Source organism: Arthrobacter sp. NPDC097144 (assembly GCF_044762205.1).
Taxonomy (GTDB): Bacteria; Actinomycetota; Actinomycetes; order Actinomycetales; family Micrococcaceae; genus Arthrobacter_B.
The window spans coordinates 98,881-113,768 of the sequence record NZ_JBIWDW010000008.1; the positions used below are offsets into that span (position 1 = coordinate 98,881).

At 64.3% G+C, this 14,888-nt stretch carries 11 protein-coding genes; 2 read left to right on the forward strand and 9 right to left on the reverse strand.

The annotated features are described in order from the left end of the window. Positions 1-41: 41 nt before the first annotated feature. From ACIQXM_RS16675 to ACIQXM_RS16705, 7 genes are all read right to left on the reverse strand, one after another. Positions 42-1,043, reverse strand: a complete 1,002-nt coding sequence (locus tag ACIQXM_RS16675) for a hypothetical protein (protein ID WP_400933476.1) — start codon at positions 1,041-1,043, stop codon at positions 42-44. Positions 1,044-1,247: 204 nt separating this feature from the next. Then, positions 1,248-2,153: an RluA family pseudouridine synthase gene (locus tag ACIQXM_RS16680; RefSeq protein ID WP_400933478.1), complete on the reverse strand. Its 906-nt coding sequence runs from the start codon at positions 2,151-2,153 to the stop codon at positions 1,248-1,250. A gap of 67 nt (positions 2,154-2,220) precedes the next feature. Next, positions 2,221-2,640 carry a MarR family winged helix-turn-helix transcriptional regulator gene (locus ACIQXM_RS16685; protein ID WP_400933480.1) on the reverse strand — a complete coding sequence of 140 codons (420 nt, stop codon included), beginning with the start codon at positions 2,638-2,640 and terminating at the stop codon, positions 2,221-2,223. 228 nt (positions 2,641-2,868) lie between these two features. Then, positions 2,869-3,678, reverse strand: coding sequence for an Fpg/Nei family DNA glycosylase (locus tag ACIQXM_RS16690; RefSeq protein WP_400933482.1), 810 nt, complete (start codon positions 3,676-3,678; stop codon positions 2,869-2,871). 326 nt (positions 3,679-4,004) lie between these two features. After that, positions 4,005-9,173, reverse strand: a complete 5,169-nt coding sequence (locus ACIQXM_RS16695; RefSeq protein ID WP_400933484.1) for a DNA glycosylase AlkZ-like family protein — start codon at positions 9,171-9,173, stop codon at positions 4,005-4,007. Positions 9,174-9,467: 294 nt separating this feature from the next. Then, positions 9,468-11,171 carry a DUF222 domain-containing protein gene (locus ACIQXM_RS16700; RefSeq protein ID WP_400933486.1) on the reverse strand — a complete coding sequence of 568 codons (1,704 nt, stop codon included), beginning with the start codon at positions 11,169-11,171 and terminating at the stop codon, positions 9,468-9,470. A 482-nt stretch (positions 11,172-11,653) separates the two neighbouring features. Further along, positions 11,654-12,148: a DUF4232 domain-containing protein gene (locus ACIQXM_RS16705; protein WP_400933611.1), complete on the reverse strand. Its 495-nt coding sequence runs from the start codon at positions 12,146-12,148 to the stop codon at positions 11,654-11,656. Here ACIQXM_RS16705 and ACIQXM_RS16710 point away from each other — a divergent pair. Further along, positions 12,096-12,527 carry a hypothetical protein gene (locus tag ACIQXM_RS16710; RefSeq protein WP_400933615.1) on the forward strand — a complete coding sequence of 144 codons (432 nt, stop codon included), beginning with the start codon at positions 12,096-12,098 and terminating at the stop codon, positions 12,525-12,527. The genes ACIQXM_RS16705 and ACIQXM_RS16710 overlap by 53 nt on opposite strands. 14 nt (positions 12,528-12,541) lie before the next feature. Here ACIQXM_RS16710 and ACIQXM_RS16715 read toward each other — a convergent pair whose 3' ends face one another. Beyond that, positions 12,542-13,312, reverse strand: a complete 771-nt coding sequence (locus ACIQXM_RS16715) for a YcnI family protein (RefSeq protein ID WP_400933488.1) — start codon at positions 13,310-13,312, stop codon at positions 12,542-12,544. Positions 13,313-13,409: 97 nt separating this feature from the next. Then, on the reverse strand, positions 13,410-13,865 hold the full coding sequence (locus tag ACIQXM_RS16720; RefSeq protein ID WP_400933490.1) for a 23S rRNA (pseudouridine(1915)-N(3))-methyltransferase RlmH: 456 nt from the start codon (positions 13,863-13,865) through the stop codon (positions 13,410-13,412). Between the two features lie 78 nt (positions 13,866-13,943). On the opposite strand from ACIQXM_RS16720, the gene ACIQXM_RS16725 reads away from it, so the two are divergent. After that, on the forward strand, positions 13,944-14,822 hold the full coding sequence (locus ACIQXM_RS16725) for a patatin-like phospholipase family protein (RefSeq protein WP_400933492.1): 879 nt from the start codon (positions 13,944-13,946) through the stop codon (positions 14,820-14,822). Positions 14,823-14,888 lie beyond the last annotated feature (66 nt).

Sequence of the window (14,888 nt, forward strand, 5' to 3'; positions counted from 1 at the left end):
TTCTGCTCTGGGGCGATGCCGCGGGGGTGGGGCGGGTGGGGCTAGGCGCTGGCCAACTCAGGTGCATCTGCTCGGCGGCGCCGCTCATTGTGCCGTTCCTCGCGGCGGCGTTCATGGTCCACCTCATGCCTGCGCGATCCGGCCGAGACAAAGACCAGGAAGGCCGCCGCAGCCGCTGCAGCACCAATGACAGTCGAATCCGGTGCTCCGGTCAGCCGTTCAAAAGCAACACAGCACAGTGCCCAGACGGATGCCAGCGCCACCGAGAGATGCCCGCGGTCCGTCATGCAGATTGCCACAGTGCCCACGGTGACCGTGATGAGGCCGACCAGTGCCCAAACAGTGCCGCCCCAGCCGGCCAGATCTGTTCCTTCTGCCGTCAGGATGAAGGAAAGTGCTGCAGTGAAGGACAAAACGCCTGCGGCCAGAGAGAACCCCTGAGGTATGTCGGTCAGGAACCCTTCCAGGGGGGATTCCGCCGGGTGGCGGTTCATGGTGTGGACGGCGAACAGGCCCGCAATGACTTGAGCTGCGGCGACGGCCAGCAGGAAACCCGCGCTCCCTGAAGAGACCGCGAGCAGCCAGGCAAAGGCGAGGATTTGGAACGCCAGTACGAACCAGCCAAGACGGCGGTGCCGGGGGTTTGACCGCTGCCGGGGAAGCCACTGGTACAGGGCGTATCCCAGCCAGCCGGCCGCGATGGGCACCCACAACCACCACACTGCGGCTGCCGGTGCGAGCAGTGATCCGCCTGCGCCAAGAACTCCCTGCGGTTCAGTCCCGGTAAGGTTTTCGGCTATAAAGGTGGTGCCGCCGCCAATCGAGTCATCGGGTCGTGCAAGAAAGCCTGTCGTCACCGCTGCTGCCACCGCTGCACCCGTGACGGCGATCCGCCGAAGGAGGTCAAACGGGATGTCCCGAGGATTCCGGAACCAGCCCATCCCGGCAGGACGCCGGGTGCCGGACGCCGCAGGCTCCGTTTCCGGTGCCGGCGGTGTTCGGAGCCGGTTCTGTGCAGCGGCTGATTTCGACGTCGGAATCATCAGGGTCCATACCTCACTCGCGGAGAGTATCCGCGGGCGATGCCCCGGACGTTTCACCCACCCTACCCAGTGACGCAGCCAAAAAGCACGGATTATTTCCTGTCCCGTCCCGGAGGACAAGCCCCGGTGGCAGTTTTGGGCCAGTCACGGTGGATTTAGGTGGGGAATCCGACCGAGATAACCCAGTGAGGTGACCTTCTCCGGTTAGGACTTCGGAGCGTGGGACAAGGAAAGGCCGCTGCGGTACTGCACGGGATGCTTCGTTAGCGGATCCACAAAGTCCACGGACCGGGCGAGCAGCTGCAGCGGCTCTTCGTAATTATCCGGCGACTGCGGCAGCAGGTTCGGATAGAAGGAATCGTTCAGGATACCGATTCCCAGAGAGGCCATATGGACCCGCAGCTGATGCGTTTTCCCCGTGTGCGGCTGCAAGCGGTACCGTCCAATGCCGTCGCGGGATTCCAGAAGCTCAATCCGGGTTTCGGCATTCGGCTCGCCCTCCACTTCCTGGGCCAGCAGGTAAGTGCGTGACTTGATCATGCGGCTGCGTACGATCCGGGGGAGCTCGAGGTCATCACGGACCGGAGCTACGGCTTCGTATTCCTTGCGGATCCGGCGTTTTTCAAAAAGGGTTTGATACTTTCCGCGCGTTTCCGGATTGGTTGAAAACAACAGCACCCCCGCTGTCATCCGGTCCAGGCGGTGCATGGGAATGAGATCCGGGATGTCCAGCAGCACCCGCAGCCGAACCAGCGCCGATTCGGCGACATACATGCCGCCCGGCGTGGTGGGCAGGAAATGCGGCTTATCGACAACAAGCAGGTTCTCATCCTGGTGAAGGATGTTGATGTCCACCGGGAGCCGCTCTTCGGGCGGCAATTCGCGGTAATACCAGATGAAAGTGTGCTCATTCAGCGCAGTCTTGGGGGTCAGCGGGACGCCGCCCAGGCCAACAACCTCGCCCCGGAGAAACCGGTCCGTTATTCCGTCCGGATCCACATGGCCAAATCTGGAGAGAACGTACTCCATGGCAGTTGCCCACGGCCCGTCAGCTGGCAGCCGAAGACGGGTTGCGTTCACTCCGTTGCGTACTGGAAGGGGGGATTGCATCACCCTTCCAGACTACCGACGTCGCGCACCCGCCCTTGACGCCCGCCCTGCCGAGGTCCCGGCGGGGTCAGGAGAGGCCCGTCAGCGGAGCCGGTGGCGGTGTTTCTTCCGGTTCGTTTTCCACGACTTCGGTCAATCGATTAAGGTAGCGCGTCACCGTTTCGGACTCCTCGGGCGTCAGGGCTGCGGTGACCTCCATGATGCGTTCATGGAGTCGGCTCAGTGTCTCCTGCATCTCGACATTCGATTTGTCGGTGGGAACCAATCGAAGGGCACGCCGATCAGTGGGATGAAGCTGCCTCTGGATGTGCCCGCTGCTGACCAGCCGGTCGATCAGCGCGGTGGTTGAAGCGGAGGAAATCGACAGCAGGCGGCTCAGATCCGACGGGCCCAGGGCGGCTCCATGCTGATGGGCGTGCATCAAATGCCTCAGCGCAATGAGGTCCTTTTCGGTGATATTCATTTCGTCACGGATTCGCCGGCGCATTTGCTGTTCTGCGGCGCGGTAATTCCTCAGCGCTTCCAGCAGAAGCCGTGACGGCTCTTGGGCCGGACCTCCCGGATACCAATAGCTGCTGACGCTTGATGCAGTACCTGCTGCACTAGAGGGACACATGTTGATTATCCTAGGGGCGTGCAGAGGCAGCCTCCGGTTAGGGCACAGGTACGTCGGATTGGGTACTCGCGAAATTGAACGGCCGAGTCCCTCTGCCGCCTAGCCCGGGTCCACCGCGGCGGCGGGCTGGCAGTAAGGGCAGTAATACAGATCCCGCAGCTCAAGTGCGTTATCTCCCACCAGCTCGTGCACGATCTTCGTCCCGCAGCGAAGACAGCCCCGGGTCTCGCGGTTATAGACCCACAGCGGATCCCCGCGCATATTTCCGGTGGTGATCCTGCGGCTGCGCGTCTTATTCGCTTCAAGCAACCGCTTGGACAGGTCCACCATCCGGGGCAGATTGGGCACCTGCGCTACAGGGGTCAGCGGATGCACTCCGGCCAGGAAGCAAATTTCACAGCGGTAAACGTTACCGATGCCTGCCAGATTTCGCTGGTCCAGCAGTGCCAGCCCGATCGGCCGTTCCGGTATGGACTGGATACGCCGCAGCGCCTCAGCGGCGTCCCAATCCGGACCCAGCAGATCGGGACCAAGGTAGCCGACGGCGTCGTCCTCCTCGGAGCGCGGAAGGACCCGCAGGAATCCGAGGTCAAATCCAACAACCTGCTTTGTTTCCGTTTCCAGCACGCAGCGTGCCTTAAACGCCGGCCGCCGCCATCGCTCGCCGCGGTTGTAGACGTGCCACAGGCCCTCCATTTTGAGATGGGAATGGAGAATCCACCCGCTGCTCGCATCGTCAAGCCTGATCAGCAGGTGTTTGCCGCGCGAGACGACGTCGGCAACGGTGGAACCGGTGAAGTCGGTTGTCGCGAACTTGGGCACGCGGATGTCGCATTTGGTGAGTTTCTCCCCGGCCAGTGCAGAGTTGAGCTCCCGAGCTGCCCGCCAGACGGTGTCTCCTTCAGGCATTTTGTCCTCCACTGTTGCGAGTCCGAGTCTGACATGGAAGGCGGCAGTACTTTTGGATGCGGCGGTGCCTTTGCACGGGGCTGTGCATCTGAGCTGGGCTGTGCAGCTGAATGGTGCTGTGCTTTTGAGCGGGGCCATGCTTTTGAACGGGACCGCGCAGCGGAACGGGGCTGTGCTTATGAGCTGGGCCATGCTTTTGAACGGGACCGCGCAGCTGAACGTGACCGCGCAGCTGAGCGGGGCAGTGGTGCCGAGCGCGGCGGGGACTGCCCCAGCCGGTGCGCCGACGCTGGTCTCGTGCCGTCGGGATCAGTTGTGTGAACGAATCAGACACGGTAGCGCAACCCCTTTGGCGTCGTGTAAAAACCGGCCTGGATCAGTGCACGGGAGGCGTCGGTGTCCAGAATTTCGGTGCCGTTAACTTTTTCGATCGCCATCTTTTCTGCGGCACCGCGGCGGATGATGTCCACAAGGGCAGCTGCGGAGAGCTCAAGCGCCGCCGGATCCTCCGTGAATGTGAGCAGTGTTTTCCCGCCCCGCTCGGCATAGAGGGCCAAGTTTCCGTCCACCAGCACCACTAACGCGCCGGCCTTGCGTCCGGGCCGGTGGCCGCCGTCAAGCGCCGGCCACGGAAGGGCAGCACCATATGGATTTGCAGGATCCGTGGCGGCAAGCGCTATGGCTGCGGGTTCCGGTTTCTTCAGTTGGGCGTCCTCGGAAAACGACCGGAGCCGGTCCACCGTGGCGGGAACGGCAAACTGTGCCGCACCGAGCTGCTCAATGAAATACCCTCGCCGGCACCGGCCCATTTCCTCAAGCCGGGCCAGCACCCGGTACAGCAGGGCAAACCCGCCCGGAGTGCCTTCGCTGGCTACCGAACCGCGGGTGACCACACCGTACCGGTCCAGCAGGAGTTCGGCGGTGGCATGCGCGTGGATGGTGGCGTCCTGCTCCACGGCGGGAAGCATGCTCCAGCGTCCTGCCACCAGCGCAGGAGCGTTGCGCAGAGCCGGTGGCTGATTGCCGGCGGCGAGGCGCATCGAGCTACCGGTAAGGGACGCTCCCGGAGCACGGCCGAGCCGGCCAAGACGCGCAGTCCGGGCCCGGGGTGTTGCCGCACGCTGCTTATGTGCGGTCTTGCCGCCGGAAAGCAGGGACCGGACAGGAGTGAAGGTGTCGTTGCTGATCCGTCCTGACCAGACCAGCTCCCAAAGCGCGCTGATGACGGCGGCGTCCGAGGTCTCTGCACCTGTCTGCGCCACTGCGTCCACCAGCTGTCGGAAGAAGTACGCTCCTCCGCCGGACAACAAGTCCAGCAGCTGCAGCTGAAGCTCCGAGGGATCAAACTCCGGCGCCGGATTCAAGGTCAGGGGCGCATTTTCCGCCAGATGAAGCGCAATCCATCCGTCATTTCCGGGCAGCGATCCGGTTCCGGACCAAATGACCTCTCCCGTAGCTGTGAGCTCGTCAAGCATGGACGGGGAATAGTTCCGCACCCTGGAGCCGAGGATGAGTGGCTCCCAAGCCGATGCCGGAATAGGCACTCCGGAGAGCTGGTCGATCACGGTTGCAACGCCGTCGAGCCCGCGCAGCGATGAGCCAACGTTCTGCCAGGCCGGAAGGAACCGGCCATAGGTGGCCGGATCCACCGGTTCCACTTCCGAGCGCAGTGCAGCGAGCGAGCGGCGGCGCAGGCGGCGCAGCACCTCGGCGTCGCACCATTCAGTGCCTGCACGCTCACCGGGAATCGTGATGACAGCACCGGGGGTGGTGTCCACCCCGGCTGCCGCGTCCAGTATCTGAGTCTCCGCCGGCCGGAACTCTCCTTCAACAACGCGTCCTTCGCCCGCGAGGCGCTGCAGGGTAGTGCTGACGACGGCGACTCCGAGTCCCAGCCGAGTGGCGGCTTCCGCAGCGGTGAAAGGCCCGTGGGTCCGGGCGTAGCGCCCGATCAGGTCACCCAGGGGATCAGCCACGGGCTCAATGAATGCCAGCGGAACACCCATTGGCAGCGGTACGCCCAGGGCGTCGCGCAGGCGGGCTGCGTCCTCGATGGCGGCATAGCGCTGTTGGCCGGCCACCCCAACCTTCAACGCCCGGTTGGCCCGGACCAGCTGTTCGAGCAGGTCCCCGGCGTACTCGGCAGATGCAGCAGAGGAGGCAGGGAAAGGGGAGGCAGAAGCAGGGGTGACAGAGGCAGAGACGGCTGGCGCAGTGCCGGAAAGCGAAATCTCTGCCCCTGCGTCAGTGGCACCCGCCGCAGAGGTGCCCGCAGTATTCGCCATGCCGGCGCCAGCCACCTCAGCGCCCGCCACGCCGACACCCGCCACCCCGGCGTCCGCCACCTCAGCGCCCGCTGTCCGGGTGTCCGCGGCAGGGTCCGCGTCGAGGGGCTGCAGCCGTGCAGCCACCTCAGAGACGGTCAGGGGTCCCAGCAGCCGCAGCAAATCAGCGACACCTTCAATGCCCCGTACCCGGCGGTCCTCAGCCAGCCGCTGCAGCTCGAGTTCAATCTGGGCAATGATGCGTGCATCGAGCAGTTCCCGGAGTTCGGCCCGGCCCAGCAGTTCGTTGAGCAGTGTGGGATCCAGTGACAGGGCTGCAGCGCGGCGCTCAGCCAGCGGAGAATCGCCCTCATAGAGGAAAGCTCCGACGTAGCCGAAGAGCAGGGACCGTGCGAAGGGGGACGGCGAGGGCGTAGTGGTCTCCACCAGCCGGATTTCGCGGCGTTCGATGCTGGCCGCAATGTCCTTGAGCGCGGGCAGGTCATAGACATCTTGGAGACACTCGCGCACTGTTTCCAGCACGATGGGGAACGTCGGATACTTTTTGGCGACATCCAGCAGCTGCGCCGACCGTTGGCGCTGCTGCCACAGGGGAGTACGTTTTCCGGGATTCTGCCGCGGCAGCAGCAGGGCGCGCGCAGCACACTCACGGAACCGCGAGGCAAACAGGGCGGAACCGCCAACCTCGGCGGTCACGATCGAATCAAGTTCATCAGGCTCGAAGATGAACAGCTCGGCTCCGGGGGGCTCGTCGTCCATTAAAGGCACCCGCAGGACAATGCCGTCGTCGGAGGCCATGGCTGACCCGTCAAGGCCGTAGCGCTGATGCAGTCTGGCTCCCACCGCGAGTGCCCACGGAGCGTGGACCGGCATGCCAAAGGGACTGTGCAGGACCACCCGCCAATCGCCGAGCTCGTCGTGGAAACGTTCCACCACCAGGGACCGGTCGTTGGGCACAACGTCCGTGGCCTGCTGCTGTTCCCGCAGATAGGTCATGAGGTTGCCCGTGGCCCATTCGTCCAGGCCGACGGCGGAAAGGCGTTTCGTTGCCGTATCGTCGTCTGCCCCGGCCATCTCGCGGACAAAGCTGCCGAGAGCTCGGCCCAATTCCACTGGTCTGCCGAGGGAGTCCCCGCGCCAGAACGGCAGCTTCCCGGGCTGCCCGAAGGCCGGGGAAACCAGCACCCGGTCATGGGTAATGTCTTCGATCCGCCAGCTGGTGGCACCCAGGGCAAAGACATCGCCCACGCGGGATTCGTAGACCATTTCCTCGTCAAGTTCACCCACACGGCGGCTGTTCTTACCTTCGGAATCGCCCACCAAATAGACGCCGAACAGTCCGCGGTCCGGAATCGTGCCGCCGGAGGTTACGGCGAGACGCTGCGCGCCCGGGCGTCCGGTAATAGTGCCTTCGGTGCGGTCCCAGACGATCCGCGGGCGCAGTTCAGCGAATTCATCCGAGGGATAGCGGCCAGCCAACAGGTCCAGTGTTGCGTCGAAGGCCGACCGCGGAAGGCCGGCGAACGGTGCAGACTGCCGGACGACGTCGAACCACTCCTCCACATCGATGGAGCTCAGCGCGCAGGCAGCCACGGTCTGCTGGGCAAGGATGTCGAGCGGATTGGCAGGGATGTAGAGGGGTTCGATTTGTCCGGAGAGCATTCGTTCAGCCACCACTGCCGAATTCAGCAGGTCTCCGCGGTGTTTGGGAAACATGACGCCCTGGGAGGTTTCGCCGACCTGGTGTCCGGCCCGGCCTACGCGCTGCAGGCCGCTGGCGACGGAGGGAGGGGACTCAACCTGGATAACCAGATCCACCGCGCCCATGTCGATGCCCAGTTCCAGGGAACTGGTGGCGACGACGCACCGGAGCCGTCCTGATTTCAGGTCATCCTCAATCAGGGCGCGCTGGTCCTTGGAGACCGAGCCGTGGTGGGCGCGGGCGAGCAGCGGGTTGTCGTCATCAACCGCTGCCTGTTCCGGCTCCCGGTAGCGGACGGACACTCCGGCCTGGGCCATGAGCTGAGCGGGCGGGCGGTTTGTCGGCAAAGCCGCGGGACCCGAGAGCCCGGTTTCTGCAGCGCCTGCACCAGGTCCGGCTGTTCCGGTTGCTGCTCGGGTCACGGACAGGGCGGCAGCTTCCTGCCGATACGCGTGGATTTCATTTAGCCGAGCAGTCAGGCGTTCCGCCAGCCGGCGGGAGTTGGCGAACACGATGGTGGATCGGTTCGTCTCAATGAGGTCAACAATCTTTTCCTCGACGTGCGGCCAGATACTGGCCTGCGGAGCGTAACCGCCCTCCACGGTGTCTTCGACGGCAGGTGTGCCACCCAGATCCGACATGTCCTCCACCGGAACCGTAACCGTGAGATCCCAGGTTTTTTTGGCTGCCGGGGCCACGATATGTACCGGGGCGTTTCCGCCCAGGAACCGTGCGACTGTCTCCTTCGGCTCCACAGTGGCGGACAGGCCGATGCGCTGCACAGGCTTGGAGAGCATCGCATCCAGCCGGGCGAGGGTCACCGCCAGATGCGCTCCCCTTTTTGTGCCGGCCACCGCATGCACTTCGTCGACAATGACCGTGTCCACCTCAGAGAGGGTTTCCCGGGCACGGGACGTCAGCATGAGGAACAGTGATTCAGGTGTTGTGATGAGGATGTCCGGGGGCCGCGTGAGCAGGGTTCTGCGCTCATTTTGAGGAGTATCGCCGGAGCGGACGCCTACCGTGATTGAGGGCGCGGGCAGACCCAGGCGCTTTGCCGTTTGGGTAATGCCGATCAGAGGCGAACGCAGGTTCCGCTCCACGTCCACGCCGAGGGCTTTCAGCGGCGAGATGTACAGGACCTTGGTCTTGCGCTTGGGTGCGGTGTTCTTGGTACGCGCGGACCTTTTTGCCGGGCCCGCGTTCTTTGCAGTACCGGTGGCCTCCTCCGCAGCAGGGAAGTTCTCCCCCGGAGAGCCAGCGGTTGCCTTTATAGCGCTGCCGCTCTCCTCGGCGGCAGCGGCCGATGCAATGAAGCTGTCCAGGGCCCAGAGGAAAGCAGCCAGGGTTTTGCCGGACCCGGTTGGCGCCACCACTAACGCATTGGACCCCTCCGATATTGCGTCCCATGCTCCCACCTGCGCCGGAGTGGGCGCAGCAAAAGCTCCCTCGAACCACTCCCTGGTAGCGGGAGTGAACTTCTTCAGCACCGAAGCTCCGGATGTCATGCGCACCATTGTTCCGCACAGCCCTGACACTTTTGGATTCTCTGCGGCAGTTTGGCTGCAGGCCGAATCCATCTGCACTCTCCCGAGGTCTGCGCGGCCCTTTTCCTCGATGCTTGCTGCCGAGTAGCCGCTGCGCGTTTTCTGCTGCTGTCGGTTTCCCGCTGCCCTGGCTTGCGCTTGCTCCTAGCGCTACGTCCGGCACCCAGCACAGTCACACGTGCGGGAACCCACGCTGAGCCGCCCAGCGTGGGCATCGGCCTCCTGCTCTGCCCAGCGACCTGCGTTCTGGGCCCCCTAAAGCTCATCATCAAAGACGGCCTGTCCAGAGTCCGAGGTTTCCTGTTCCGGATGCGAAAACGGTCGGAAGAACGTATTGCGCAGAGGCGCCCGCTCCGGATCGACGTAGGCCGGTGGAATGAACCAGGGGACACCCGACCTCACGTTGATTCGCCAGTTCTCCTTATGCACTTCATGGTGATGGTGCGAGCACAATAGGACACCGTTGTCCGTGGACGTTGGTCCGCCTCGGCTCCAGTGTCGAATGTGATGCGCTTCGGTCCAGGGGCCCGGAATGGTGCAGCCCGGAAAGGCACATCCTCCGTCTCGTGCGTGCAGCGCCCTCCTAAGATGAGGAGGAAACAGGCGCTGCGCCCGGCCAATGTCCAGTATTCGGCCTTCCCCTGAAAGGACGACGGGCAGCATGTCTGCCTCGCAGGCGAGTTTCCGCACCGTGGCTGCCGGCACGGGCCCCGTGAAGGCGTAGGAACCGGACATGAAGGAGCCAGGAGTTTTCCTCGGGCACCGGACCGGTGAAGGAGCTTGCCCGGAATCCAAGCCCTTAACCAGTGAACCGTAGTCGAATTCCTTCAAGAGGGAGGGTGCATCTATGGTCACCAGGACTTGGGGACGCAATCCGCCGGATGCAGGTATGCCACCCTGAGCCAGTGCAGCCTTTGCGGCGTCTACCAGCCCACCCAGCAAACGTTGCGGGCGGGTGCGACGATCCAACCGGGACGCGACCTCTGCTTCAGGCAAATTGCCGTCGGCACGCTGAGCCGAACCCGGCGCTGCCTGGGCACCGTCAGTGGTCCCCATTCCACTCGTTGGGCCGGCGGCAGCGTTCATCACCGTCAGCAGCGTCTCGTGCTGTTCGGCAGTGCAAAAAATGTTGAGATGATTCAGGCCGTTCCGCTTCCGTCCCGAGAAGATCCCTTGAAAACGCCGCAGCTCCTCCTCCGAGGGCTCCGCACCGTCCTGGTCGGAGAGGATTACCCAGCGGCGTGCCGTGCGGACAAGGAAGTCATGGTCCTGCATCCGGGCAACGGCGGAAAGGTCCGCTTCCATTGCAGATGCTGTATCGGCGTCGGTGCGGTGGCGGACCTGATCTACGGCGTCGGCTACGGTGGCAGCAGCGTAAGAGGAGATCTCTCCAGCCGCAGCGCTGTCTGCGAGAACGGGGAGGACAGGGGCGAGATGTTCCCCGGAGACGCCGACTGCCGGCAGGAGGACGGACGCCAGTTTCAACCGCCGGTGTGCCTCTCCCCGGCTGATGCGAAGCCTGCACCGCATGTAATCTGCGGTTGTCCGGAACTCAACGTGCGCTTTTGCAGAAGCATGCTGGGCAGGCGAATCACACGCACTGGGCCCACCAGGCCCATCAGGCCCACCAGGCATGCCAGCCGAGTCAGTGGCGACGGCAGGAACGCCAGACAACACCGATGCTGCTGAACCAAAAACTCCCGCCACACGATGGTTCTCCAGTGCCCCCGCGCAGACAATCTGCAGATACTCCACCGTTCGAGAGATGGCCTCCACCTGGGCGGCAAGGTGAACCGCCTGACCCGTAGTCATGAGAGCCGCGGCATGGACAGAACCATCGCGCAGGATGCCCATCGTGCCTGCACAATCAATTGCCAGTTGCAGAAACTCAACGGGCCCGGGGAGCTCCACAGGATCGCCCGGGTTGCCGGGCATCTCCGCAGCAAGAATCGTCTCCATATGACGATTCTTCCGAAAAACAGAAGTCGGAAGAGAAAAAGAATTGTTATTGTGCACAAGATTCCACGCGGGCTGTCCTGTGGAGGGGGACTTACCCGCGGCACTTGGCCGCCTGCGACCTGGCTGTCCGTGAAGCCCGGTTGCCCGTGGCGGCCCGCGCCACACGGACGTTTGATGCCGAGCGCCCGCACCCGGCGCACCCAGCGCCCGCACCCGGCGCACCCAGCGCCCGCGCTCGGCGACTGGCACCCGGCGCCCGTCTCCCGGCGCCCACGCCCAGCAGCCGGCACCGGGCACTGGCACCCGCCGCCGGCAGCTGTCTTCCGGCACCAGGCGCCCGCGCCCAGCAGCTGCCAGCTGGCACCCGTGGCACCCGGCGCCCGCGTCCGGCGACCGTCTTCCGGCACCGGGCGCACATCTCCTGGCAGGCCCTATCCGGCAACAGGCCCTATCTGGCAACAGGCCCTATCCGACCAGGGGCACTACCGTTTCTGCAGGGTGCTGATGGTCAACAATTCCACGTTCGGGTTTTCGCACGCCAGAATCGGGTGCTCGATCGTCAGTGCCTCAAGGTCTTCCGGCGGGTAAACCATCAGCTGGGTCGCCTGATGCGATTCGCAGTCGGCGCCGTAGTTTTCGGCGCGGGTTTCCTTCAATTCGGCGGCCATTGACTGGCCGGGTTCCAGGACGAAGGATGCGCCGGCTGCTGGCCCCTCGCCCGAGCGAACAGCTGCTGCCCCGATCTGTTCCCCTGAGCCGTCAGTGTAGGAGACTCCGGGGAAACCGGCGGCGGCGGTGCAGGCCTCCGGCGAGACATTGGTCAGCACCAGGGTGCGGTAGACACTGCCGGCAGCGCCTCCGCCCTGGGTCTCTTCAACTTCACCTGCCAAGCCTGAAGCGGCACAGGCGACAGGCTCACCGGCAGTGCCCCCGGCCGGGGGAGTAGCCCCGGGAAGGGCGGAGCTCGGAGACGACATCCCTGTTTCGCTTGCGGACGGCTCCAGGCTCGGTGAAGTCTCCGGGGACGCAGAAGGGGAACCGGAAGCGGAAGCGGAAACGGAGGGGGACGACGACGGCGCCGCTGACGGTGCCGATTGCTCGTCGCCGCCGGACCCGCAGCTGCTGACGGCCAGCACAGTGCCAAGCGAAACGGCGGAAAGTGTCATGTTTTTCCACAACGGCATGGTTCGCCCCGATACATGTTTCCGCGGCGCCGGGCTTTTGCCTGACGGCAAGCTATTGTCCGAGGACGAGGCATTTCTCAACGATGACATTTTCCATGACCGGTTATTCATAGGGTCACTTTCCACTTACCTGCGGTACATCGTCAATTACGCACCGCAGGAGGCAGAATAATGACGCCGCAAACGTTACGCTTTCCGGGTTCGGTAAAGGGCCGCAGCTCCGAGAACCAATCCCAGAATGCCTGCCCCGAGGCCCGCATAACCGGCAACGGCAGCTGCTTCCACGTCATCTTCATCAACGGCCTCATCGTCAGCGGTGCCGTGTTCATCAGCGCCGCCCCCCGCACTGGCGCCGTGAGCGTCGCCGTTGCCGCCGTCGTCGGACGAATTAGCCGCGGTGCTTACCGCAACCAGAGGGGCCGGGAAGGACAGGTCGTCCGCGGACTGGCCGTCAGCGGCGACCTGGGACCAGTCTGATTGTCCCTCCACACAAGTCTGCAGCACCGGGAACGCCAACGAGTCACCGGAGCCGTCGGGAATCCGGACGCTGAGCTGGAACGTGTCACGGATACCGTCGGGCAGCGGGCTGTCAGCTGTGAAAACAACCTGGCTGGTCCGTGATCCGATCGAGGTGCCGTTCTCCAGGACCCGCGGCTCCTTGAACTCCTCGGTAACTTTGCTGATGCTCCATCCGGGATGGGCGGTGGGAACGGCATCGGTCACCTGTTCGGGGAGGGTTACCGTGATCGCCGTCGTCGGCGAGCCCGAGCATCCATGGGACGTCTCGAAGGTGAGCAGCGTGCTGGCTCCGGCGTCGGCGGACTCAGGGGAGACATGGACGTGCGCGGACGCGGCACTCATGCCTGCGGCCATCAGGACGGCGGTTGCGACGGCGGCAGCGCCAGCGGAAGCCAGCGAACGTGAAGCCAGGGAACGGGAGGAACGGGGATGGCGCATGGAAGGCCTTTCAGCGGCGGGCAGCATAACGGGATTACTGTCTTCGCGGTTGCCCGGACAGGTGGTCTGCCGGAGCCGGAGTGGTGAGGCGAAGGGATTATTCGTGGTGGTACGGGCGTCCGCCGGCGATTTCCTGCGCCCGGTACACCTGTTCGGCAAGGATCAGGCGGACCAGCTGGTGGGGGAAGACCAGGGGGGAGAGAGACCAGATGAAGTCGGCGCGGTCGTGCACACTCTGGTCCACTCCGTACGCACCGCCGATGATCAGCGTGACGTTGCGGGAATTGTCCAGGGGCTTTTGCAGGGTCTTGGCGAGGGCGGGCGAGGTGATGGCTTTGCCCCGTTCGTCCAGCAAAATGACGTAATCGCTGCCCACCTTGGCCAGCAGCCGTTCGGATTCTTCCTTGCGGGCGGAATCACCCTCACGGGCCGAATGCGGAATGGAGACCCAGGTCAGGTCAAAGGGCTTTTTCAACCGCTTTTCATAGCGGTGGATGCCATCCGCCACCCAGTCCTCATGCTTCCGGCCAACCATCAATACTCGCAGTGCCATAACTCCATTGAATAGCAAGTGGAAGAACATCGAAAAAGTTGTGGGCGCGCTCACACTGCTGCGGTTTAGACTTCCCGCATGACAAACAGAAACGGAACGCGCGCAGTGGTCCTGGGCGGCGGCGGAGTGGCGGGCATTGCCTGGGAGGTGGGAGTCCTCGCGACTTTGCTGGAACATGGCATTGAGTTGAACGACGCCGACCTGGTGGTCGGCACGTCCGCCGGCTCCGTCGTCGGGACGGCTCTGCGGTCAGGTGTCCTGCGCCAGGTGCTGGCGGCGCAGCTGCATGAAGATGATCCTGCCGAGAGCACCATGGAGCAGGGCGAGCTGACGCATTTCAGCACCGAGCAGTTCATGAACATGATGGCTGCGGCTGCCAGCGGCCCCGGCGGTGAGCAGGAAGCCCGGGCTCGCATTGGCCGCGCGGCGCTCGCGGCCGGCGAGGGACTTTCCGATACGGCCTGGGTGGCCACCATCCGTTCGCTGCTTCCCGCCCGGTCCTGGCCGCCCGCACTGCTGAAAGTGACCGCCGTAAATGCCGACGACGGCGAGTTCACGGTGTTCGACGCCGGTTCCGGGGCAGAACTGGCCCTGGCCGTTGCGGCGAGCTGCAGCGTTCCCGGGGCCTGGCCGCCGGTGCGGATCCACGGCGTTCCCTATATGGACGGCGGGATGCGCTCCGCCTCGAACGCCGATCTGGCGGCCGGGTACGACTCGGTCCTCATCCTGTCCTGTGCACCCGAGGCCCCGGACAGCCCTTTTGGCCCAACCCTGCCCCAGGTACTGGAATCCCTGAAAGCCGGGTCCGACACCTATCTGATCGAGGCCGATGAAGCCAGCAGGGCCGCCTTCGGATCCAATGTTCTGCTGCAGTCCACACGTCGCCCGTCCGCGGTGGCCGGCCGGGAACAGGGGGCTGCGGTGGCCGACGCCGTCAAGGTTTTCTGGGGCTCTTAGCGGCCTCGCGGGCGGAGCCCCGGGGACGGTGCAGCAGACGGGTAGGAGAGCCCAATCAATGCTGTA